A 19906-nucleotide genomic window follows, 5' to 3' on the forward strand; every position below is an offset into this window, starting at 1 on the left:
GGGACCTCCTGCTGGGCGGACCTACCGGGATTGTCCCCCGCACGGCCCCGGCGCACCCCTGCCGCCGCCGACTCGACTAGCCCAGACGGACCCGCCCCAGCACCGGAAGGTGGTCACTTCCGGTCGCGTCCAGGGCGGACACCTCCGTCACCTCGGCTCCTCTCCCCAGCACCTGGTCGATCCGCGCAACCGGAAAGGAAGCCGGCCAACTGAACGCGAACCCCGAGGGAGGGGCGTCCAGTTGGGAGGTGAGCGGTCCGAGCCCCCGGTCCCGCAGCGTGCCGTTGAGGTCGCCCACCACCAGGAGCCGTCCGGCCGGGTCGTCCGCGATCCGCGCCCCGAGCAGTGCCGCACTCTCGTCACGGGCCGCCGACGCCAGACCCGTCGGGCCCAGCCGGACGGACGGCAGATGGACCACATACACCGCGATCTCCCCGCCCGGCGCGGACACCGTGGCCCGCAGGCCGCGCTGCCAGCTCTCCGGAAAGCCCTCGGGCCGGATGTCCACGGGCCGCACGTCCGACAGGGGCCAGGCCGACCACAGACCCACCGTGCCGTGCACCGCCCGGTGCGGCCGGGAGCCGCCCAGGACGTCCTGGTACGCGGGCCGTGCGGCAGGCGTCAGTTCCTCGACGGCCACCAGCTCCGCACCCGTGGCGAGCAGCGCCCGTGCGGTGCCGGAGCGGTCGGCGTTGTCATCGGCCACGTTGTGCTGGACCACCGTCAGGTCGTGCGACTCCGGGGGCGAGGAGAACCACAGCCCGCCGAACATCCAGAACCAGACGGCCACGGGCAGGAGGCAGGCGAGCAGCCCCGCCCTCGACCGCTTGAGCGCGGCGAGGCAGCCGAGCAGCGGCACCGCCACGCCCAGCCACGGCAGAAACGTCTCCAGGAGGCTTCCGAGCCGTCCGACCCCGTTGGGCACGGCGGAGTGCAGGGCCAGCAGCCCCGCGACACCGACGGCGCCCGCGACGAGCCAGGCGTCCCACCCGGCTCGCCGCTCTTGTCGGTCGTCCACGGGTCCTAGCCGAGTGCCGACGCCAGGAGGGCTGCCGTCCGGGCGACCAGCGCGTTGTCGGCCGGGGCGTCCTCCTCCGGCTGGGTCGTCAGCACGGACAGCACGATCGGCGTGCCGTCCGGCGTCCACGTGATGCCCACGTCGTTGGAGCCGCCGTGCCGCCCTCCACCGGTCTTGTCGGCGAGCGGCCAGTCGGCGGGCAGGCCCTTGCGGAACCTCTCGGTGCTGGTGGTGTTGCGCAGCAGCCAGTCCGTGATCCGCGCCCGGTCCCTCGGCTCCAGCGCGTCACCGAGCACGAGACGGGCGTAGGACAGGCCCACCGCACGGGGGGACGTCGTGTCGGTCACCCGCCACGGTTCCGCGCTGTTGAGGTCGGGCTCCCACCGGTCCAGCCGGGTGACCCCGTCACCGATCGAGCGGCTGAAGCGGGTGACGGCGGTCGGCCCGCCCAGCTCCACGAGCAGCAGATTGCCCGCGGTGTTGTCGCTGAAGCGAATGGTGGCGTCGCAGAGTTCGCCGACGGTCATGCCGGTCGCGATGTTCTCCTGCGTGATCGGGGAGTACCCCGACTTCGTGACGTACTCCTGCGTGTAGTGGACGCGCTTGGCCAGGAACTCGCCGTCGCGGTCGAGATCGCGCAGGACGGCCGCGGCGGCCAGCGTCTTGAACACCGAGGCCATCGGGAACCGTTCGTCCGCCCGGTACGCCACGGTCCGGCCCGTGCGCAGATTGCGGGCGTAGACGCCCAGCCGCGCGGTGTGCTCCTGTTCGAGCTCCCTCAGCCGTGCGGTGGTGCCACCCGTACCGGGTAAGGCGTGGGCCGTGCCGCCGCCGAGCGAGAGAGCGGCGGCTGCGCCCACGACGAGGGCCGTGCGGCGGGACGGGCGTGAGTGTGTCGCGTGCAAGGCGTTCCCTCCAGAGGTGATCACGTACGTAGTCCAACACGCGATCACGCCCCCGCCGGTTTCACCGCGCGCCCACCCGGACTCAGGACGCTGAGGGAGCCTCCCGTACCCGGAACGCCTCCGCGTCCCACGTACCGTCCAGGCGAGGCGCCAGCCACTGCGGCGCGGCCGAGCGGAAGGCGGCGGGGGAGAGGCCCCCCGACCCCGCGGGCACGGAACCCAGCAGGGGCGCCCCGGCCACGTCCGGCAGGTCGGCCAGATTGCAGCGGGCGGCAAGGTCCGGCGCCGCGGGCCAGCTCCCGATCACGATCCCGGCCAGGTCCAGCCCACGGGAGCGGAGTTCACGCGCTGTCAGCTCCGTAGTGTTCAGGGTGCCGAGGCCCGCCGGCGCCACGACCAGCACCGGCGCCGACAGCAGCCGGGCCGCGTCCGCCAGGGTGCCGCCGGCCGCGTCGAACCGTACGAGCAGTCCGCCCGCCCCCTCGACCAGCACCAGGTCGTGCTCGGTGGCCAGCTTGGCGGCGGCCTCCGCGATCTCGTGCGGATGCACAGGGGCGCTACCGGCCCGGCGGGCGGCCGTGGCCGGGGCCAACGGCTCGGGATACCGGGCGAGTTCGGCCGTCGTCACGGCGCCCGCGAGACGCGCGACCTCGGCCGCGTCGCCCGGCTCGTCCGGCCGTACGCCCGTCTGCGCGGCCTTCAGCACGGCCACCGAACGGCCGGCCGCCCTCGCCGTCGCGGCGACGGCGGCGGTCACGACCGTCTTGCCGACCTCCGTGCCCGTGCCCGTGATCACCAGTACCGTCATGTCATCCCTCCCGCGCCGCCGCGCACACCGCCCGCGCGATCCGCGCCACGTCCGCGTCGCCCGTGACGTACGGCGGCATCGTGTAGATCAGATCGCGGAACGGCCGCAGCCACACGCCCTCGCGTACGGCCGCCTCGGTGGCCGCCTTCATGTCCACGGCGTGGTCCAGCTGCACGACCCCGATCGCGCCGAGGACCCGCACGTCCGTCACCTGAGGCAGGTCCGAGACGGCCGAGAGCCCGTCCCGCAGCCCCGTCTCGATCCGCTTGACCTCCGCGAGCCAGTCCTGGCCGAGCAGCAGCTCGATCGAGGCACAGGCCACGGACGCGGCCAGCGGATTGCCCATGAAGGTCGGGCCGTGCGCGAGCACCGGCACCTCGCCCCGCGAGATCCCGTCGGCCACCCGCGCGGTGCACAGCGTCGCCGCCATGGTCAGATAACCGCCGGTCAGTGCCTTGCCCACACACATCACATCCGGCGTCACGGCCGCGTGCTCCGCCGCGAACAGCGCGCCCGTACGGCCGAAACCGGTCGCGATCTCGTCGAACACGAGCAGCACGTCGTGCGCGTCGCACGCCTCGCGCAGCACGCGCAGATACGCGGGGGAGTGGAACCGCATGCCGCCCGCGCCCTGCACCACCGGCTCGACGATCACCGCCGCCAGCTCGTCGGCGTACCGCTCGACCGTCGTGCGCAGGTGCTCGGCGTACGCCTCGTCGTACTCGGCGGGTGGCGCGTCCGCGAACACCTGACGCTGGAGCACCCCGGTCCACAGCTCGTGCATCCCGCCCTCGGGATCGCACACCGACATGGGCTGCCAGGTGTCGCCGTGGTAGCCGCCGCGCCAGGTCAGCAGCCGCCGCTTGCCGGGACGGCCCAGCGAACGCCAGTACTGCAGGCACATCTTGACCGCGACCTCGACCGACACGGACCCCGAGTCGGCGAGGAAGACATGCTCGAGCCCGTCGGGCGAGATGTCGACAAGGAGCTTCGCCAGTCGTACGGCGGGCTCGTGGGTGAGCCCGCCGAACATCACATGGCTCATCCGCTCCAGCTGCCCGCGCGCCGCCTCGTTGAGCACCGGGTGGTTGTAGCCGTGGATCGCCGACCACCAGGACGACATGCCGTCGACCAGCTCTCCCGAGCCGTCGGCGAGCCGCAGCCGCACCCCGCTCGCCGACTCCACGACGAGCGGTTCCTGCCGTCCGGGCATCGGGCCGTACGGATGCCACACATGCCGCCGGTCGAGCTCCAGCAGCTCGGGCACCGTCCGCTCAGGCATTGGGCGCGAGGTCCGTTCCGGCGCCCCGGCGGCGGACGGCGACCAGGTCGGTACGGGCATCGGCGGCCGTACGGGGCTCGGAGACCTCCGGGGCAACCTCGGCGGAACCGCAGCCTCCGGCACCCTCGGAGCCGCAGACCCCGCCGCCGTCGTGGCAGCCGCCGGACCGGTGCTCGGGCAGCGTCACCTGGTCGGTGCCCTCCACCTCGAACCCGGCGTCCGCGATCATCTCCAGGTCGGCCTTGCCCGCCTGGCCCTCGGTGGTCAGGTAGTCGCCGAGGAAGATCGAGTTGGCCAGGTGCAGGGCGACGGGCTGCATCGAGCGCAGATGGACCTCCCGGCCGCCCGCGATGCGCACCTCGACGTCCGGGCAGACGAAGCGCACCATCGCCAGGATCCTGAGGCAGCGCTGCGGGGTGAGGTTCCACTCCTTCGCCAGCGGCGTGCCCTCGACCGGGATCAGGAAGTTGACCGGAACCGAGTCCGGGTCCAGCTCGCGCAGCGAGTAGACGACGTCCACCAGGTCCTCGTCCGACTCGCCCATGCCGGCGATCAGCCCGGAGCAGGCGGAGAGGCCTGCCGCGTGCGCCTTCCCGACCGTGTCCACGCGGTCGGCGTAGGTGTGCGTGGTCGTGATCTCCCCGTACGTCGCCTCGGACGTGTTGAGGTTGTGGTTGTAGGCGTCGGCGCCCGCCTCGCGCAGCCGCTCGGCCTGACCTTCGGAGAGCAGTCCGAGACAGGCGCACACCTCGACGCCCTCGTTGCCCTCCTTGATGGCCTTGATCGTGTCGGAGACCCGGTCCACGTCCCGGTCGGTCGGACCGCGCCCGCTGGCCACCAGGCACACGCGCTTGGCGCCCCCGGCCACACCGGCCGCCGCCGCGTCGGAGGCCTGGTCGGGTTTGAGCCAGGTGTACTTCAGGATCCCGGCCTGGGAGCCGAGCCGCTGCGAACAGTAGGAGCAGTCCTCGGGACACAGGCCGGACTTCAGGTTGACGAGATAGTTGAGTTTCACCCGTCGGCCGAACCAGTGCCGGCGCACCTTCCCGGCCGCGGCCACCACATCGAGCAGGTCGTCGTCGGACGTCGCGAGGACGGCCAGTGCCTCTTCGCGGGTCGGCAGCTCGCGCCGAAGCCCCTTGTCCACCAGCGTGTTCAGCAGGTCCATGAGAGCCGATCCTGTCCTACGGACCCGCTCCGGGCCAAGGAGAGTTCGTACAACAGAGTCGCTTCGAGGTGTGGGTATTGCCACATACTGACCTGCTGGTGGTCCCGCTAGTGTCTGTGCACTGCCTACAAATTCTCCCGGAGGACCACCCATGGCGTTCGGCTGGATCGACGAGCAGGCGCGGGTGCGCCGCCGCGCCGGACTCGTAAGGACTCTGCGCCCTCGTCCGGCCGCCTCACCTCTTCTCGATCTGGCGAGCAACGACTACCTGGGGCTGGCCCGGCACTCCGAGGTCACCGAGGGCGCGGCCCGTGCCGCGCGGGTCTGGGGCGGCGGTTCCACCGGCTCCCGGCTCGTCACCGGCAGCACCGAACTGCACGCGGAACTGGAACGGGAACTGGCCGAATTCTGCGGTGCCGAGGCGGCCCTCGTCTTCTCCTCCGGCTACGCGGCCAACCTCGCGGCGGTCACCGCGCTGGCCCCGCACGGCTCTCTGATCGTCTCCGACGCGGGCAACCACGCCTCGCTCATCGACGGCTGCCGGCTGGCCCGCGGCACGACCCAGGTGGTGGCGCACGCCGAGCCGGACGCCGTGCGCAAGGCACTCTCGGCGCACGAGGGCACGGCGATCACCGTGTCCGACACGGTCTTCTCGGTCGACGGCGACGCGGCCCCGCTCGCGGCCCTCGCCGCGGCCTGCCGGGAGCACGGTGCCGGGCTGGTGGTCGACGACGCCCACGGTCTGGGCGTCCTCGGCGACGGTGGCCGCGGCGGCCCGTACGCGGCGGGGCTCGCGGGCGCCGACGACGTCGTCGTCACGGTCACGCTGTCCAAGTCGCTCGGCAGCCAGGGCGGAGCCGTCCTCGGCCCCGCCCGGGTGATCGACCACCTGGTCAACGCGGCACGGACGTTCATCTTCGACACGGGACTCGCCCCCGCGGCGGCGGGGGCGGCCCTGTCGGCCCTGCGGCTGCTGCGCCGTGAGCCGGAGCGGGCGGCACGGGCCCGCGCGGTGGCGGGCGAACTGCACGCACGCCTGACCGCCGCGGGTCTGGAAGCGGTACGTCCGGACGCCGCGGTGGTCTCGGTGCGCGCGCCCTCTCCCGAGGACGCCGTGCGCTGGGCGGCCGAGTGCCGCGCGGCGGGCCTGGCCGTGGGCTGCTTCCGTCCTCCTTCCGTGCCCGACGGCATCTCACGACTCAGGCTGACCGCCCGCGCGGACCTGACCGGGGAACAGATCGAACGCGCTGTACGGCTGATCGGCGAGACGCGGCCATGAGTCGGCGTGACACGGCCGTGCGTCACACGATGACGGACTGAACGATGACGGACTGAACGATGAGGGACTGATCAGAAACGGTCAGATGCGGTCGACCGCGGCCGTGAACTCCGCCCAGCTCCTCGACGAGAAGAGCAGCGCGGGCCCGGCCGGGGCCTTGGAGTCGCGCACGGCGAGCAGTCCGGCCCAGGGCGGGGCGTCCGGACGCGCGGTCTCGACGCAGTTGTTCGCGCCGGTGCTGTAGCTGCTGCGCAACCACCGCACACCGTGCAGTTCGATGCTTGAGGGGACATGACGAGGCAGTGCACGCATGGTGCCTCCTTACGCGCCGGCAGCTGTCCCGGCGATGTAATCCAACGAGTCCTCGGGCGAAAGGGCGTGGATCTGAAGGGCGTTGAAGGCCTCCGTATAGGCCTGGAGGTCTTCTTTCCGTTCGAGGTAGAGGCTACTCGTCAAGTGGTCGAGAACAACTACGTTCAGATCAGAAGTGCTCGAAAATGAGAAGACAACGAAAGGGCCGGTGACACCGATGTGTGCCCCGGCGGCGAACGGCAGTACCTGGAGCCGCACTTGGGGCAGGCGCGCGGCCTCGACCAGGCGTTCCAGCTGCCGGGACATGACCCCGGGCCCGCCCACCTCCCGCCGCAGCACGGCCTCGTCCAGGACGGCGCTCAGTTCCAGCGGCGGATCCGCGCGCAGCACGTCCTGCCGGGCCAGTCGCACCTCGACCAGCGTGTCGAGCCGGTCCTCCGACAGCCCCTCCACCGCGGCCTTCGTCACCGCACGCGCGTACTCGGGCGTCTGGAGCAGCCCCGGGACGACGGTGGTCTCCAGCGTGCGCATGGCGGTGGCCTGGGACTCCAGGCTGATGAAGTCCCGGTAGGTCGGCGGCAGCACCCCGCGGTAGGCGTGCCACCAGTGGTGCCGGCCGCTCCCGTCGTCGGATTCCGCCAACACCAGGAGCAGCTCGCGAAGTTGGGAGTCCGTCACACCGTAGGCGTCGAGAAGTAACCGCACATCGGCCGGTTTCACCCCGCTCGTGCCCGTCTCGATCCGGCTGACCTTGGACTGGTGCCAGCCCACCAGCCGGGCGGCCTCACCGCTGGTGAGACCCGCCGAGGTGCGCAGCGCGCGCAGTTCGGCGCCCAGTTTCCGGCGGCGCACCGCGGGACCGTGCTGCATGGGCTTCTCCTTACTCCTTCCGAGCCACCCGAATACGGTCTCGCGTCGTAGAGTTCACCGCTTTGGGCGACAGATATATGCATATCTTGGTGGATCGCCGCCCTTCGCGGGTGTTCTGGTGGCACTCTGGCGGCGAAGCACCAGTCCGGGACCGTACTCGAACCGTCCGCTCCGTGTCGGGTTGCGGTCCCGTGGGAAAGGGACGACGTCGCCATGGCAGATCATTTGGAATCATCCGTCACTCTGCCGAGCGATCCCGCCTCGGTCTCCGCGGCGCGCGCCTACGTGGTGGACACGCTGGTGGAGTGGGGCCTGCCGGCGGACACGGACGTGTCCGACACCGTCCGGCTGATCATCTCCGAGCTCGCCACCAACGCCGTCCAGCACACCTTCGGGCTGTCGCCCACGTTCACGGTGGACGTCGCCCTCGACCGCGACGAACGGCTGCGCATCGGTGTCACGGACAGCCACCCACGGCTCCCCAGACGGCTCCCCGCCGCCGTCCAGCAGGACAACGGCCGCGGCCTGGTCATCATCCGCTGGCTGACCGCCGAATGCGGCGGCAGGCTCAGGATCCGCCCCACGCGTGAGGGCGGCAAGACCATCTCCGTGGAACTTCCGTGGACCGTCCCGGCCCAGCCCATGACGGCGGCGGGACAGCAGGAGCCGTAGCCCCACCGCGGCGTGCCGCAACGGGCGTGCGGCGGCGCGTCTCAGGCAGCGCCGCACGCCCGTGGGATCACTTCACGCGCCCGTACCAGACGCTCTTGGTCCAGATCTTCTGCAGCCGCACCACGTCCCCGCTCTTCGGGGAGTGCCAGAGCTTGTTCTTACCCGCGTAGATGCCCACGTGGTAGACGTTCCGGCCCGAGTGGAAGAACACCAGGTCTCCGGCCTTGCGGTTCTGGGCGGAGATGTGGCGGGTCTTGTTGTACTGCTGGGCGGCCGTGCGCGGCAGCTTCTTGCCGACCTTCTTGAACGAGTACAGCGTGAGGCCCGAGCAGTCGAACCGGTGCGGACCGGTGGCGCCGTACTTGTAGGGCGATCCCTTCTTCGAGGCCGCTATCTGGAGTGCCTTGGTCGCCGGCGTGGCCGCCGCTGCCTCGGAGGAGAAGCCGGGGGCCACGATCGAGCCGCCCACGGCGGCGATGGTGAGGGCCGAGGCCGTACCGGCCCGGACCATGAGCGACGGGACACGATTGAGCGCAGTCATGCGCAACCCTTCGTCAGCCGCCTGTGAAGGATGACCTGTCGGATTCGGGCTGGCGAAGTTGCCCGGCCGCTGACGCGGCTTCACCCCAAGGGCTGCTCGGATCCGGTCATGGCGTGACCGTCCCGGCGACCCGTCGTGCTTGGGTCCTCCACTCCTGCCGATCCACTCCTGTCGACCGGTCATCCAGGCGGCGGCAGGACTCGGCGTCCGCCCGGATCGCCCCGCCGCTGTGGCGGGGTCTTGTCGTCAGTCAGGGATCTTGACTGATGGTTGTCATGAAATCCCAACGGAACCGGGGATTTGTGTTGTTACTCACCACTCACCCGTTCGGGTGGACACGTCTGTGTTCGACCGGGTGTCCACCACGCCACGCACCGCCGGACCAGGGATGGAATGTCCCATTCCGCTCCTCCGCCGTGCGCGTCGCGCAACCGTGACGGTCCAAAAATTGGTGTCCCGTCTACTCCGAACAGCGGTACGTCGTTTGGCCCGTTTCGACTCAAGCCCGGACGCCACGTCGACAGAGCGGGCGTCCGGGCCGATGGATCCGCCGGCTCGGCGTCAGGCGACGGACTCCGGGGGCAGGGTGACGCGGGCGGTGCGGCGCTCGCCGTCCAGCACCCGCAGTGCCCGGGCCAGTGTGTCGGCGTGCAGTTCCGTCTCGCCCCGCTGGTGCATCAGGGCCAGCGCGTCACGCAGCGCGGTCGCCTTGCCGACCAGGGCCTGGGCGGCGCGCAGTCCGCGGTAGGTGTCGCCGTGCAGCGCCGGATTGATCCGGCCGAGCAGGTCCACGACCTCCAGGTAACGGTCGATCAACTCCGCCTCCGCCCGGGTCAGGGCGGGCAGCGGCGGCAGTTCGGGCGGCAGCACCGGCGGCTCACCTTCCGGTCGGCGCGGCCATGGTGGCCTTGCGGTTGGGGACGATCCGGTCCACCAGGCCGTACTCCACCGCCTCCCGGGCGGTGAGGATCTTGTCCCGCTCGATGTCCTCGCTCACCTGCTCCCGGGTGCGGCCGGTGTGCAGCGCGAGCATCTCCTCCATGCGGGTCCGGATCCGCATCAGCTCGTCGGCCTGGATCGCCAGATCGCTCGCCTGCCCCTGGACCGGCTCGGGCAGGGCGGGCTGATGGATCACCAGGCGCGCGTCCGGCAGCATGGATCGCTTGCCCGGCGTGCCGGCCGCCAGCAGCACCGTGGCGACCGCCCCGGCCTGTCCGAGGCAGACCGTCTCCACGTCGCAGGTGACGTAGCGCATCGTGTCGTAGAGGGCCGTCATCGCGTGGAACGCGCCGCCGGGGGAGTTGATGTAGAGCTGGATGTCGCGGTCCGGGGCCTGGTGCTCGAGATACATGAACTGGGCCATCACGTCGTTCGCCGAGATCTCGTCCACCGGCGTTCCGAGGAAGACGATCCGCTCCTCCAGGAGCTTCGAGTACGGGTCCATGGTCCGTTGCCCGGAACTCGTGCGTTCGGTGAGCTCGGGCAGCACGTGACGGGCGGACGGTCGGGTCATGGTGAACCCCTCCTCGCGGCAGAGCCGTCTTCGGCGACAGCTTCCTCTGTCAAAAATGTACAGGACGTACGTCACGTTATGATGAGGACATGGCCTATGAGATTCCGGTGACGCAAGCCAGGGCTGAGCTCGCCGACCTGATCAACCGCGTGGTGTACGCCGGCGAGCGCGTCGTCGTCACCCGGCACGGCAAGCCCCTCGTCGCCCTCGTCTCAGCCGATGACCTGCGGCGACTCGAAGAGACCCAGGAGCTCACGGAGCCCGCCGAGGAGCAGGTGATCAGCGCCGTCTCCACGGTCCACGAGGTCGCGTCCGCTCCTCGCGAACGACAGCGGTTCGGGATCGCGGCGGAGCATCGGGGGACCGGCCCGGCGTAGCTCTCCGGGCGGGCCTCACAGGCCTGAAGGATGACGGCTCGGTTAACGTGCCCGAAACCCGGTCCAACTAGCCTGCCGCCACGCCACCAGGGCTTTTCCCCGGGGCTGCGGCAGCCGGGCCCCGCACGGTCCGGAGCGAGGACTGTGAGGTGGGACGTGCAACTGACCCCGCACGAGCAAGAGAGACTGCTGATCCACGTCGCGGCCGACGTGGCCGAGAAGCGCAGGGCCCGAGGGCTGAGGCTGAACCACCCCGAGGCGGTCGCGCTCATCACCTCGCACATCCTCGAAGGCGCCCGTGACGGCCGTACCGTCGCCGAACTCATGTCCTCCGGACGCAAGCTGCTCACCAGGGACGACGTCATGGAGGGCATCCCGGAGATGATCCACGACGTCCAGGTCGAGGCCACCTTCCCGGACGGCACCAAGCTCGTCACCGTCCACGACCCGATCGTCTGACGGGGAGCCGCCGTGATTCCCGGAGAGATCCTCTTCGCCGACGACCCGATTGCGTACAACGAAGGCCGCGAGGTCACCCGGCTGACCGTCCTCAACGCCGCCGACCGGCCCGTCCAGGTCGGCTCCCACTACCACTTCGCCGAGGCCAACCCCGGCCTGGAGTTCGATCGCGCCGCGGCCCGCGGAAAGCGGCTGAACATCGCCGCCGGCACGGCCGTGCGCTTTGAACCCGGGATCCCCGTCGACGTCGAACTCGTTCCGCTCACCGGCGCCCGTGTCGTGCCCGGTCTGCGCGGTGAGACCGGAGGTGCCCTCGATGCCTGAGATCTCGCGTGCCGCGTACGCCGACCTGTTCGGCCCGACGACCGGCGACCGGATCCGGCTCGCCGACACCGACCTGCTGGTGGAGATCGAGGAGGACCGCTCCGGCGGCCCCGGACGCGCCGGTGACGAGGCCGTGTTCGGCGGCGGCAAGGTCATCCGCGAGTCCATGGGCCAGGCGCGTGCCACGCGCGCGGAGGGCACCCCGGACACCGTGATCACCGGCGCGGTGATCATCGATCACTGGGGGATCGTCAAGGCCGACGTCGGCATCCGCGACGGGCGGGTCACCGGCATCGGCAAGGCCGGCAACCCCGACACGATGGACGGCGTCCACCCGGACCTGGTCATCGGCCCGGAGACCGAGATCATCGCCGGCAACGGGCGGATCCTCACGGCCGGCGCCATCGACGCGCACGTCCACTTCATCTGCCCGCAGATCGCCGACGAGGCGCTCTCGTCGGGCATCACGACCCTCGTCGGCGGCGGTACGGGCCCGGCCGAGGGCTCCAAGGCCACCACCGTGACCCCCGGCCCCTGGCATCTCGCGCGGATGCTGGAGGCGATGGAGGCCTACCCGCTCAACATCGGCCTGCTCGGCAAGGGCAACACCGTCTCGCACGAGGCGATGCTGTCGCAGATCCGCGGCGGCGCGCTCGGCCTGAAGCTGCACGAGGACTGGGGCTCGACCCCGGCCGTCATCGACGCCTCGCTGACCGTCGCAGAGCGGACCGGCATCCAGGTCGCCATCCACACGGACACGCTCAACGAGGCCGGTTTCGTCGGTGACACGCTCGCCGCGATCGCCGGGCGGGGCATCCACGCGTACCACACCGAGGGCGCGGGCGGCGGGCACGCGCCGGACATCATGACCGTGGTCTCCGAGTCGTACGTGCTGCCTAGCTCCACCAACCCGACCCGGCCGTTCACCGTCAACACCGCCGAGGAACACCTCGACATGCTGATGGTCTGCCACCACCTCAACCCGGCGGTGCCGGAGGACCTGGCCTTCGCCGAGTCCCGGATCCGGCCGTCCACGATCGGCGCCGAGGACGTGCTGCACGACCTGGGCGCGATCTCGATCATCTCCTCCGACTCCCAGGCCATGGGGCGCGTCGGCGAGGTCGTCATGCGGACCTGGCAGACCGCGCACGTGATGAAGCGGCGGCGGGGCGCGCTGCCCGGGGACGGACGCGCCGACAACCGCCGGGTGCGTCGCTATGTCGCCAAGTACACGATCAACCCGGCGCTCGCCCAGGGCCTGGCCCGGGAGATCGGGTCGGTCGAGAGCGGCAAGCTGGCCGACCTGGTGCTGTGGGAGCCGGCGTTCTTCGGCGTCAAGCCGCAGCTCGTCATCAAGGGCGGGCAGATCGCGTACGCGCAGATGGGCGACGCGAACGCCTCGATCCCCACACCGCAGCCGATCCTGCCGCGCCCGATGTACGGGGCGATCGGGCGGGCGCCGGCCGCCAACTCCTTCAACTTCGTCGCCCCCTTGGCCGTCGAGGACGGGCTGCCGGAGCGGCTGGGGCTCGGCAAGCGGTTCGTGGCGATCGACTCGACGCGCGGCGTCACCAAGGCCGACATGCGGGAGAACGACACGCGCCCGGACGTGCGGGTCGATCCCGACAGCTTCGCGGTGCACATCGACGGCGAACTGGTCGAGGCGTCGCCCGCGGCCGAACTGCCCATGGCTCAGCGCTACTTCCTGTTCTGAGGACGCCCTGATGTCACGAGCAGCGCTTCTCGTCCTGGCCGACGGCCGCTTTCCCGCCGGCGGCCACGCACACTCCGGCGGGGCCGAGGCCGCGGTCAAGGCCGGGCGGATCAAGGGGGCGGCGAGCCTCGCGGACTTCTGCCGGGGGCGTCTGCACACGGCCGGATCGGTGGCCGCCGCGCTCTCGGCCGCCGCCGCGCTCGGGATCGACCCCGTCGCGCTGGACCGTGCCGCGGACGCTCGTACGCCGTCGCCCGCGCTGCGGGTCGCCGCGCGCAAGCTGGGCCGCCAGCTGATGCGGGCCGCCCGGGCGACCTGGCCGTCCGCCGAACTGGACGCACTGGCACGTGAGTTCCCCAAGGGCGCCCATCAGCCGGTGGTGCTCGGCCTGACGGCCCGGGCGGCCGGACTGGGGCCGGTCGACGCGGCGTACTGCGCGGCGTACGAGAGCGTGAGCGGCCCGGCCACGGCGACGGTCCGGCTGCTGAGCCTGGACCCCTTCGACGCGACGGGGGTGCTGGCCCGGCTGGCGCCGGAGCTGGACCAGGTCGTGGACCGCGCGGTGGAGGCGGCCCGGAGGGCCGTCGACGAGGGGACCGGCGCGTTGCCGGCGGCCTCGGCACCACTGCTGGAGATCGGAGCGGAGGCGCACGCGGCGTGGCCAGTACGCCTGTTCGCATCATAGGGGCGCCCAGGTAGCCCACCCAGGGGCGCGGGGCAACTGCGCGACCAGCCCCCACTCACCCGCACCCCGCCACCCCGCATCGCCCGCAAACCCCGGGCCCACCCCACCAGGAGCCTCACATGCACCTCGACCACCACCACGACGGACCGTCAACCGTAAGCGCGGACGCGCACCGCCCCGACGGCACCCGCAGAGCGCTCCGTATCGGCCTCGGCGGTCCCGTCGGATCCGGCAAGACCGCCACCGTCGCCGCGCTCTGCCGGGCGCTGCGGGACGAGCTGTCGATCGCGGTCGTCACCAACGACATCTACACCCGGGAGGACGCCGAGTTCCTGCTCCGGGAGGCCGTACTGCCGCCCGAGCGGATCACCGCCGTGGAGACGGGAGCCTGCCCGCACACCGCGATCCGGGACGACATCTCCGCCAACCTGGAAGCGGTGGAGGACCTGGAGGACGCCGTCGGGCCACTGGATCTCGTCCTCGTGGAGTCCGGTGGGGACAACCTCACGGCGACCTTCTCCAAGGGGCTGGTCGACGCACAGATCTTCGTGATCGACGTGGCCGGGGGCGATGACATCCCGCGCAAGGGCGGGCCGGGCGTGACCACCGCCGACCTGCTCATCGTCAACAAGACCGACCTCGCACCGTACGTCGGCTCCGACCTCGCGCGCATGGCGGCCGACGCCAAGGCGCAGCGGGCCGAACTGCCGGTCGTCTTCCAGTCGTTGCGGAGCGAGGCCGGCGTGACGGAGGTCGCCGCGTGGGTGCGGGCGCAGCTCGCCGCGTGGACCGCGTGAGCGTGCACGGTGCCGGGGTGCGGTCCGTCGCGCGGATCGCCGCCCGGGACGACGGCCGGGGCGGGACGTCCCTGCCCGTGCTGGAGAGCGACGGCCCCTTGGCGCTGCGGCGCACCCGGGCCCGTGGCCCCGAGGCGCGGGTCATGCTCGTAGGTGCGATGAGCGGGCCGCTCGGCGGCGACCACTTCACCGTGGAGGCCCGGGTGGAGGAGGGGGCCCGGCTGTCGGTCGGGTCGGCCGCCGCCACCATCGCGCTGCCGGGGCAGACGAAGAGCGAGGCACGCTACGACGTGCGGATCAGTGTCGCCGACGGTGCCGAACTGCACTGGCTGCCAGAGCAGTTGATCTCCGCCCAGGGCAGCGACCTGTACGTCACGACCCGCGTCGACCTCGCCGCCACGGCCCGGCTCGTGCTGCGCGAGGAACAGGTGCTCGGGCGCGCCGGTGAGGAACCCGGACGGCTGACGAGCCGTCTGACCGTGCGGGTCGCCGAGCGGGCCGTGCTCGACCAGGAGCTGGCCTGCGGCCCCGGCGCGCCGGGCGGCTGGGACGGGCCCGCCGTGCTCGCGGGGCACCGGGCGGTCGGGCAACTGGTCGTCGTACAACCGGAGTTCGCCGCCGAGCCGGTGACGGCCCGGGCGCTGGGGGAGGGAGCCTCGGTCGTTCCGCTCGCCGGGCCCGCCGCCCTGGTGACCGCGGTGGCGCCGGACGCGCTGCGGCTGCGACGGCTGCTCGACGAGGCGCTGACGTCCCTCGCGTAGCCACTCGCACGGGCGTCCGTAGAGCAGAATCCCTTCTCCGTTTATCGGATTGGCAAAGAAGCGCGACGGACCCTGTTCTCAGCAACCTCACAGCCGCGAGGATCCCCGTACTGATCGCAACGATGTACGGGGAGGTCCCTCTTGAGGGGTACGAGACCGAAGAGGCGGGTGGCGGCGCTCGGTTCGGCCGGAGCACTCGTCACGGCCACGCTCATAGCCGGCGCCGTCGCGGCGCCCTCGGCGAACGCCAGCGCGGGCACCCGCCACGGCCAGGACCGCGAGGCCCGGGGCACCGCGATAGCCGCCGCCCGTGCCGCGAAGGCCGGTATCGACTGGCAGGACTGCCCGGCCGACTGGAATCTGGCCAAGCCGATCCAGTGCGGGTACGTCACCGTGCCGCTCGACTACGCCAAGCCGCACGGCAAGCAGATCAAGCTCGCCGTCGACCGCATCGGCAACACGGGCACGAAGGCCGAGCGGCAGGGCGCGCTCCTCTACAACCCCGGCGGCCCCGGCGGCTCCGGACTGCGCTTCCCCGCCCGGGTCACGAGCAAGAACCCGGTGTGGGCCAACGCAGCCAAGGCCTACGACTTCGTGGGCTTCGACCCGCGTGGCGTCGGCAAGTCGGCTCCCATCTCCTGCGTCGACCCGCAGGAGTTCGTCAAGGCACCCAAGATGGACCCGGTGCCCGGCTCCGAGGCCGACAAGCTCGCCCAGCGCAAGCTGGCCCGCGAGTACGCCGAGGGCTGCCAGGACCGCAGCGGCGCGATGCTGCCGCACATGACCACGCCGAACACCGCGCGCGACCTCGATGTCATCCGCGCCGCCCTCGGCGAGAAGAAGCTCAACTTCCTGGGCGTCTCCTACGGCACCTACCTGGGCGCCGTCTACGGCACCCTCTTCCCGGGCCATGTGCGCCGCATGGTCGTCGACAGCGTCGTCAACCCGTCCCGGGACAAGATCTGGTACCAGGCCAACCTGGACCAGGACGTCGCCTTCGAGGGCCGCTGGAAGGACTGGCAGGACTGGGTCGCCGCGAACGACGCGACCTACCACCTCGGCACCACCCGCGCCGCCGTCCAGGAGAAGTGGCTCGAGCTGCGCGCCACGGCGAAGAAGAACCCCCTCGGCGGGGTCGTCGGCCCGGCCGAGCTGATCTCCTTCTTCCAGAGCGCCCCGTACTACGACTCGGCATGGGCCTCGGTCGCGTCGGTCTTCAGCAAGTACGCCGCCGGAGACACCCAGGCACTGATCGACGCCGCCGCCCCCGATCTGTCCGACACCGCGGGCAACGCCTCCGCCGAGAACGGCAACGCCGTCTACACGGCCGTGGAGTGCGCCGACGCCAAGTGGCCCACGAGCTGGCGCAAGTGGGACCGGGACAACACCCGGCTGCACAAGGACCACCCGTTCATGACCTGGGCCAACGCCTGGATGAACCTGCCGTGCGCCACCTGGCCGGCCAAGCAGCACACGCCGCTGGACGTCAAGAGCGGCAAGGGCCTGCCCGGCGTGCTCATCGTCCAGTCGGAGCATGACGCGGCCACGCCGTACGAGGGCGCCGTCGAACTGCACAAGCGGTTCAAGGGCTCCCGCCTGATCACCGAGAAGGACGCCGGTTCGCACGGCGTCACCGGGCTGGTCAACCCGTGCGTCAACGAGCGGGTGGACAGCTACCTGCTCACCGGCGAGCTGGACCGCCGCGATGTGACCTGCACACCGCACGCCACGCCCAAGCCGTAGTCACGGCAGGGGGGCGGTCGTCCGGCCGCCCCCCTCAGCCGTCCCCTTCCGCCCCCTCAGCCGTCCCTTTCCGCCAGCCAGGCGTCCTCCGCCGCGTAGTCGAAGAGGTCGCCGTACGCCTGGACCATCTTCGGGTACGCCTCCCGCCAGTCCCGCCCGGCGAGTTGTTCCTCGATCGAGGCGACCGTCTCCGGCAGGGTGTCCGCGTACCGCACCACCGGCCGGTAGCCCAGCTCGCGTTCCGCCGCCGACATGTCGCACACCAGGGGCGCCGGCACCGACCAGGGAGTGTCGCCCACGCCGGATGCGGGCGGTGGGCCGTCCACGAGCACGTCCTCGGTCTTCACGCCCATCACCGCGTCGATCTCCGCCGCGATCCGGGCCACCGTCGGCGCGTCCGGGTCCACGGCGTTCAGGACGCGGGCGCCCGGCCGGGCGGCGGCCAGCCGGATCAGCTCGGCGATCGTGTGGACGCTCACCGGATGGAACCGGCTCTCGCCGCGGTAGGCGAGCACGCGCCGTCGCCGGCCGTCGAGGTTGCGCTTGACCAGGTACAGCTCGCGCGGGGTCCGGCAGTGCGCCCCGTGGATGGCGCCCGCGCGCAGCAGCGTGGTCGGCAACCGGTCGCCCGCGGCGAGGAGTTCACACTCCAGCGCCGCCTTCCGGGTGCTGTACGAGGCGTCGCCCGGCCGTACCGTGCGCTGAGCCTCCGTCAGCGGCAGCGGGTACTCGGGAAAGCCCCCGGGCGCGCTCTGCGTGTCGAAGCCGCGGCCCCGGTCGTCCTCGTACACCGACACACTGGAGATCACCACCGCCGAGCCGACCCGCCCGGCCAGCCCCGTCAACTGCCGTGCGTGCCCGGCGCCGAACGCCACCATGTCCACCAGGACGTCGCAGCCGTCGCCGACCACCTCGGACAGCCCCGCGTCGTCCTCCCGGTCGGCCCGCACGGCCCGTACACCGTCCGGCCACCGGGGCTCCCTGCCGCCGCCCCGCGAGACGGCCGTCACCTCCCAGCCGTCCCGGGCCAGCGCCCCGACCGCCACCCGTCCGATCTGTCCCGTCGCTCCGATCACCACAGCACGTGTCATACGAAGACCGTACGGCGGCCTGTGGCCTGGCCACCTGCGGCTCTGCCGACAGCAGAGGCCTCAACTGAGCGGCATGCGCGGGAACTTCCGCTCCTTCGCCGCGGCGGCCTCCTCGGCCTTCACGACGGCCGCGTACTGGTCGACGTACTCCTGCTCGGACAGGGAGAGGATCGCGTACATGAGCTCGTCGGTGACGGCGCGCAGGATGGCCTTCTCGTTCTCCATGCCTTCGTAGCGGGAGAAGTCGAGGGGCTCGCCGAAGCGGATCACGACGGGGTGGATGTTGGGAATGACCTTGCCGGGCGGCTGGGCCTCGAAGGTGCCGATCATCGCGCAGGGGATGATCGGGACGCCGGCCTTGAGGGCCATCACGGCGACACCGACCTTGCCCTTGTAGAGCCGGCCGTCGTGCGAGCGCGTGCCCTCGGGGTAGATGCCGAGCAACTCGCCCTTGCTCAGCACGCCGAGGCCCTCGCGGATCGCTGCCTGGCCCGCGTCCTTGCCCGACCGGTCGACCGGGATCTGCCCCGCGCTGCGGAAGAAGAAGGCCGTCAGCCGGCCCTTGAGGCCCGGGCCGGTGAAGTACTCGGCCTTCGCGAGGAAGGTGATGCGCCGCTTGAGGATCGCGGGCATCAGGAAGTGGTCCGAGAACGACAGGTGATTGCCGGCGACGATGGCGGCGCCCTCCGGCGGCACATGCTCCAGGCCCTCGATCCGAGGGCGGAAGACCAGTCGCAGCAGCGGGCCCAGTAGCACGTATTTCAGCAGGTAGTAGAACAAAGCGGGCGCTCCTCGACTCTGGCGGTGGGCTCAACCGCCGTGTTCCAGCAGGTCAACCGGCGTGTCGTGGGGTGCCAGTGTAGGTGCAGGCGCAGTCACCGGGCACCTCGTGCGGCGGGACCTCGTCGATCCTTCACCTTTTGACTGACGGTCAGTCAGTCGGGTGGCGGTGTCCGGTGGTGCTCATGCGGCTGGGGAGGGCCGCGGGACCAGCGTGCTGGTCCGTCCGGGTGATCGGCAAGCCGAACGGGCGGCATGGCCGGGATACGGAGGGTGCCTGGCCAACCGCTGGTTCTTGCGGCCCGGCCGAGTAGTCTGCGCAGCATGCGGATCTCTGTTTCCTCGGACATGGACGAGCCCGTCGCCCGCGCCCTCGTGGCCGCGCTGCGGGGCCGAGGGCACGAGGTGCGCCCGCACGGCGCACTGCGCTCCGGGGGCGACCCGCAGTGGGCGGTGTGCTCCGAGGCCGCGGCCCGTGAGGTCGCCGACGGCACGGCCGACCAGGCCGTGGTGTGCTGCTGGACCGGCACGGGCGCCTCGATCGCCGCGAACAAGGTGCCCGGGGTGCGGGCCGCCCTGTGCACGGACGCCTATACGGCCGACGGGGCCCGCCGCTGGAACGACGCCAACGTCCTCGCGCTGAGCCTGCGGCTGACGTCCGAGCCGCTGCTGACGGAGATCCTCGACGCGTGGTTCGCGGGCGAGCCCAGCGGCGACACCGAGGACCGGCAGAACGTGGACCGCGTCAGGCTCCTCGACCACGGGCGGAACCGGCTGTAGGGCGCCTGGCCCCTGGTCGCGGCCGCT

Annotated in this window: 23 protein-coding genes and 1 riboswitch; of the genes, 11 read left to right on the top strand and 12 right to left on the bottom strand. The window is 71.6% G+C overall.

Annotation, left to right across the window (positions count from 1 at the left end):
* Positions 1-76 precede the first annotated feature (76 nt).
* From ACZ6I3_RS07930 to bioB, 5 genes are all read right to left on the bottom strand, one after another.
* Positions 77-1018, bottom strand: a complete 942-nt coding sequence (locus tag ACZ6I3_RS07930) for an endonuclease/exonuclease/phosphatase family protein (protein WP_469412693.1) — start codon at positions 1016-1018, stop codon at positions 77-79.
* Positions 1019-1023: 5 nt separating this feature from the next.
* The gene (bla, locus tag ACZ6I3_RS07935) at positions 1024-1923 is read right to left on the bottom strand and encodes a class A beta-lactamase (protein WP_469412695.1); all 900 of its coding nucleotides are present in this window, start codon (positions 1921-1923) and stop codon (positions 1024-1026) included.
* A gap of 82 nt (positions 1924-2005) precedes the next feature.
* The gene (gene bioD / locus ACZ6I3_RS07940) at positions 2006-2731 is read right to left on the bottom strand and encodes a dethiobiotin synthase (RefSeq protein WP_469412697.1); all 726 of its coding nucleotides are present in this window, start codon (positions 2729-2731) and stop codon (positions 2006-2008) included.
* 1 nt (position 2732) lies between these two features.
* Positions 2733-4013 (bottom strand): adenosylmethionine--8-amino-7-oxononanoate transaminase, encoded by a 1281-nt coding sequence (locus ACZ6I3_RS07945; protein ID WP_469412698.1) that lies wholly within the window; start codon positions 4011-4013, stop codon positions 2733-2735.
* Positions 4006-5181 (bottom strand): biotin synthase BioB, encoded by a 1176-nt coding sequence (gene bioB / locus ACZ6I3_RS07950; protein WP_469412700.1) that lies wholly within the window; start codon positions 5179-5181, stop codon positions 4006-4008. The genes ACZ6I3_RS07945 and bioB overlap by 8 nt, the downstream gene beginning before the upstream one ends.
* 151 nt (positions 5182-5332) lie before the next feature.
* Here bioB and ACZ6I3_RS07955 point away from each other — a divergent pair, with 151 nt between their 5' ends.
* Positions 5333-6460 carry an 8-amino-7-oxononanoate synthase gene (locus ACZ6I3_RS07955; protein ID WP_469412702.1) on the top strand — a complete coding sequence of 376 codons (1128 nt, stop codon included), beginning with the start codon at positions 5333-5335 and terminating at the stop codon, positions 6458-6460.
* An 81-nt stretch (positions 6461-6541) separates the two neighbouring features.
* Here ACZ6I3_RS07955 and ACZ6I3_RS07960 read toward each other — a convergent pair whose 3' ends face one another.
* Positions 6542-6772, bottom strand: coding sequence for a DUF397 domain-containing protein (locus ACZ6I3_RS07960; RefSeq protein ID WP_469412704.1), 231 nt, complete (start codon positions 6770-6772; stop codon positions 6542-6544).
* 9 nt (positions 6773-6781) lie between these two features.
* Positions 6782-7642 carry a helix-turn-helix domain-containing protein gene (locus ACZ6I3_RS07965; RefSeq protein ID WP_469412705.1) on the bottom strand — a complete coding sequence of 287 codons (861 nt, stop codon included), beginning with the start codon at positions 7640-7642 and terminating at the stop codon, positions 6782-6784.
* Positions 7643-7855: 213 nt separating this feature from the next.
* Here ACZ6I3_RS07965 and ACZ6I3_RS07970 point away from each other — a divergent pair, with 213 nt between their 5' ends.
* Positions 7856-8314: an ATP-binding protein gene (locus tag ACZ6I3_RS07970; RefSeq protein WP_469412706.1), complete on the top strand. Its 459-nt coding sequence runs from the start codon at positions 7856-7858 to the stop codon at positions 8312-8314.
* A gap of 67 nt (positions 8315-8381) precedes the next feature.
* On the opposite strand, the gene ACZ6I3_RS07975 is transcribed toward ACZ6I3_RS07970, so the two are convergent.
* From ACZ6I3_RS07975 to ACZ6I3_RS07985, 3 genes are all read right to left on the bottom strand, one after another.
* Positions 8382-8855 (bottom strand): C40 family peptidase, encoded by a 474-nt coding sequence (locus tag ACZ6I3_RS07975; RefSeq protein ID WP_391108292.1) that lies wholly within the window; start codon positions 8853-8855, stop codon positions 8382-8384.
* A 3-nt stretch (positions 8856-8858) separates the two neighbouring features.
* A riboswitch (cyclic di-AMP (ydaO/yuaA leader) is annotated at positions 8859-9055 on the bottom strand.
* A gap of 361 nt (positions 9056-9416) precedes the next feature.
* Entirely contained in the window at positions 9417-9725 is a 309-nt protein-coding gene (locus tag ACZ6I3_RS07980; protein ID WP_469412709.1) for a hypothetical protein, read from the bottom strand.
* Positions 9726-9732: 7 nt separating this feature from the next.
* The gene (locus ACZ6I3_RS07985) at positions 9733-10368 is read right to left on the bottom strand and encodes an ATP-dependent Clp protease proteolytic subunit (protein WP_469412710.1); all 636 of its coding nucleotides are present in this window, start codon (positions 10366-10368) and stop codon (positions 9733-9735) included.
* 89 nt (positions 10369-10457) lie between these two features.
* Here ACZ6I3_RS07985 and ACZ6I3_RS07990 point away from each other — a divergent pair, with 89 nt between their 5' ends.
* The 8 genes from ACZ6I3_RS07990 (at position 10458) to ACZ6I3_RS08025 (ending at position 17228) form a co-directional block, all read left to right on the top strand.
* On the top strand, positions 10458-10745 hold the full coding sequence (locus ACZ6I3_RS07990) for a type II toxin-antitoxin system Phd/YefM family antitoxin (protein ID WP_469412711.1): 288 nt from the start codon (positions 10458-10460) through the stop codon (positions 10743-10745).
* Positions 10746-10901: 156 nt separating this feature from the next.
* The gene (locus ACZ6I3_RS07995) at positions 10902-11204 is read left to right on the top strand and encodes an urease subunit gamma (RefSeq protein ID WP_028808600.1); all 303 of its coding nucleotides are present in this window, start codon (positions 10902-10904) and stop codon (positions 11202-11204) included.
* Positions 11205-11216: 12 nt separating this feature from the next.
* On the top strand, positions 11217-11528 hold the full coding sequence (locus ACZ6I3_RS08000; protein WP_469412712.1) for an urease subunit beta: 312 nt from the start codon (positions 11217-11219) through the stop codon (positions 11526-11528).
* Positions 11521-13242, top strand: a complete 1722-nt coding sequence (locus ACZ6I3_RS08005) for an urease subunit alpha (RefSeq protein WP_469412714.1) — start codon at positions 11521-11523, stop codon at positions 13240-13242. Before ACZ6I3_RS08000 ends, ACZ6I3_RS08005 begins: the two co-directional genes overlap by 8 nt.
* A gap of 10 nt (positions 13243-13252) precedes the next feature.
* The gene (locus tag ACZ6I3_RS08010; RefSeq protein ID WP_469412716.1) at positions 13253-13927 is read left to right on the top strand and encodes an urease accessory protein UreF; all 675 of its coding nucleotides are present in this window, start codon (positions 13253-13255) and stop codon (positions 13925-13927) included.
* A gap of 119 nt (positions 13928-14046) precedes the next feature.
* On the top strand, positions 14047-14724 hold the full coding sequence (gene ureG / locus ACZ6I3_RS08015; protein WP_469412718.1) for an urease accessory protein UreG: 678 nt from the start codon (positions 14047-14049) through the stop codon (positions 14722-14724).
* A gap of 2 nt (positions 14725-14726) precedes the next feature.
* Positions 14727-15485, top strand: coding sequence for an urease accessory protein UreD (locus ACZ6I3_RS08020; RefSeq protein ID WP_469413119.1), 759 nt, complete (start codon positions 14727-14729; stop codon positions 15483-15485).
* A gap of 141 nt (positions 15486-15626) precedes the next feature.
* On the top strand, positions 15627-17228 hold the full coding sequence (locus tag ACZ6I3_RS08025) for an alpha/beta hydrolase (protein WP_469412719.1): 1602 nt from the start codon (positions 15627-15629) through the stop codon (positions 17226-17228).
* Between the two features lie 56 nt (positions 17229-17284).
* Here the strand turns inward: ACZ6I3_RS08025 and ACZ6I3_RS08030 are convergent, their stop codons facing one another.
* Complete coding sequence (locus tag ACZ6I3_RS08030) at positions 17285-18319, bottom strand: NAD-dependent epimerase/dehydratase family protein (RefSeq protein ID WP_469412721.1); 1035 nt, start codon at positions 18317-18319, stop codon at positions 17285-17287.
* Positions 18320-18379: 60 nt separating this feature from the next.
* Positions 18380-19099 carry a lysophospholipid acyltransferase family protein gene (locus tag ACZ6I3_RS08035; protein WP_469412723.1) on the bottom strand — a complete coding sequence of 240 codons (720 nt, stop codon included), beginning with the start codon at positions 19097-19099 and terminating at the stop codon, positions 18380-18382.
* Positions 19100-19423: 324 nt separating this feature from the next.
* Between ACZ6I3_RS08035 and ACZ6I3_RS08040 the strand changes: the two genes are divergently transcribed.
* Positions 19424-19879, top strand: a complete 456-nt coding sequence (locus ACZ6I3_RS08040) for an RpiB/LacA/LacB family sugar-phosphate isomerase (RefSeq protein WP_189724394.1) — start codon at positions 19424-19426, stop codon at positions 19877-19879.
* Positions 19880-19906: the final 27 nt, after the last annotated feature.

Source organism: Streptomyces sp. NPDC041940 (assembly GCF_055589465.1).

What these genes read in the sequence shown, in the direction of transcription:
- bioD (WP_469412697.1), bottom strand. Translation starts at nt 2,731, where the DNA reads ATGACGGTACTGGTGATCACGGGCACGGGCACGGAGGTCGGCAAGACG.
- ACZ6I3_RS07945 (WP_469412698.1), bottom strand. Translation starts at nt 4,013, where the DNA reads ATGCCTGAGCGGACGGTGCCCGAGCTGCTGGAGCTCGACCGGCGGCAT.
- bioB (WP_469412700.1), bottom strand. Translation starts at nt 5,181, where the DNA reads ATGGACCTGCTGAACACGCTGGTGGACAAGGGGCTTCGGCGCGAGCTG.
- ACZ6I3_RS07955 (WP_469412702.1), top strand. Translation starts at nt 5,333, where the DNA reads ATGGCGTTCGGCTGGATCGACGAGCAGGCGCGGGTGCGCCGCCGCGCC.
- ACZ6I3_RS07960 (WP_469412704.1), bottom strand. Translation starts at nt 6,772, where the DNA reads ATGCGTGCACTGCCTCGTCATGTCCCCTCAAGCATCGAACTGCACGGT.
- ACZ6I3_RS07965 (WP_469412705.1), bottom strand. Translation starts at nt 7,642, where the DNA reads ATGCAGCACGGTCCCGCGGTGCGCCGCCGGAAACTGGGCGCCGAACTG.
- ACZ6I3_RS07970 (WP_469412706.1), top strand. Translation starts at nt 7,856, where the DNA reads ATGGCAGATCATTTGGAATCATCCGTCACTCTGCCGAGCGATCCCGCC.
- ACZ6I3_RS07975 (WP_391108292.1), bottom strand. Translation starts at nt 8,855, where the DNA reads ATGACTGCGCTCAATCGTGTCCCGTCGCTCATGGTCCGGGCCGGTACG.
- ACZ6I3_RS07985 (WP_469412710.1), bottom strand. Translation starts at nt 10,368, where the DNA reads ATGACCCGACCGTCCGCCCGTCACGTGCTGCCCGAGCTCACCGAACGC.
- ACZ6I3_RS07990 (WP_469412711.1), top strand. Translation starts at nt 10,458, where the DNA reads ATGGCCTATGAGATTCCGGTGACGCAAGCCAGGGCTGAGCTCGCCGAC.
- ACZ6I3_RS08005 (WP_469412714.1), top strand. Translation starts at nt 11,521, where the DNA reads ATGCCTGAGATCTCGCGTGCCGCGTACGCCGACCTGTTCGGCCCGACG.
- ACZ6I3_RS08010 (WP_469412716.1), top strand. Translation starts at nt 13,253, where the DNA reads ATGTCACGAGCAGCGCTTCTCGTCCTGGCCGACGGCCGCTTTCCCGCC.
- ureG (WP_469412718.1), top strand. Translation starts at nt 14,047, where the DNA reads ATGCACCTCGACCACCACCACGACGGACCGTCAACCGTAAGCGCGGAC.
- ACZ6I3_RS08030 (WP_469412721.1), bottom strand. Translation starts at nt 18,319, where the DNA reads ATGACACGTGCTGTGGTGATCGGAGCGACGGGACAGATCGGACGGGTG.
- ACZ6I3_RS08040 (WP_189724394.1), top strand. Translation starts at nt 19,424, where the DNA reads ATGCGGATCTCTGTTTCCTCGGACATGGACGAGCCCGTCGCCCGCGCC.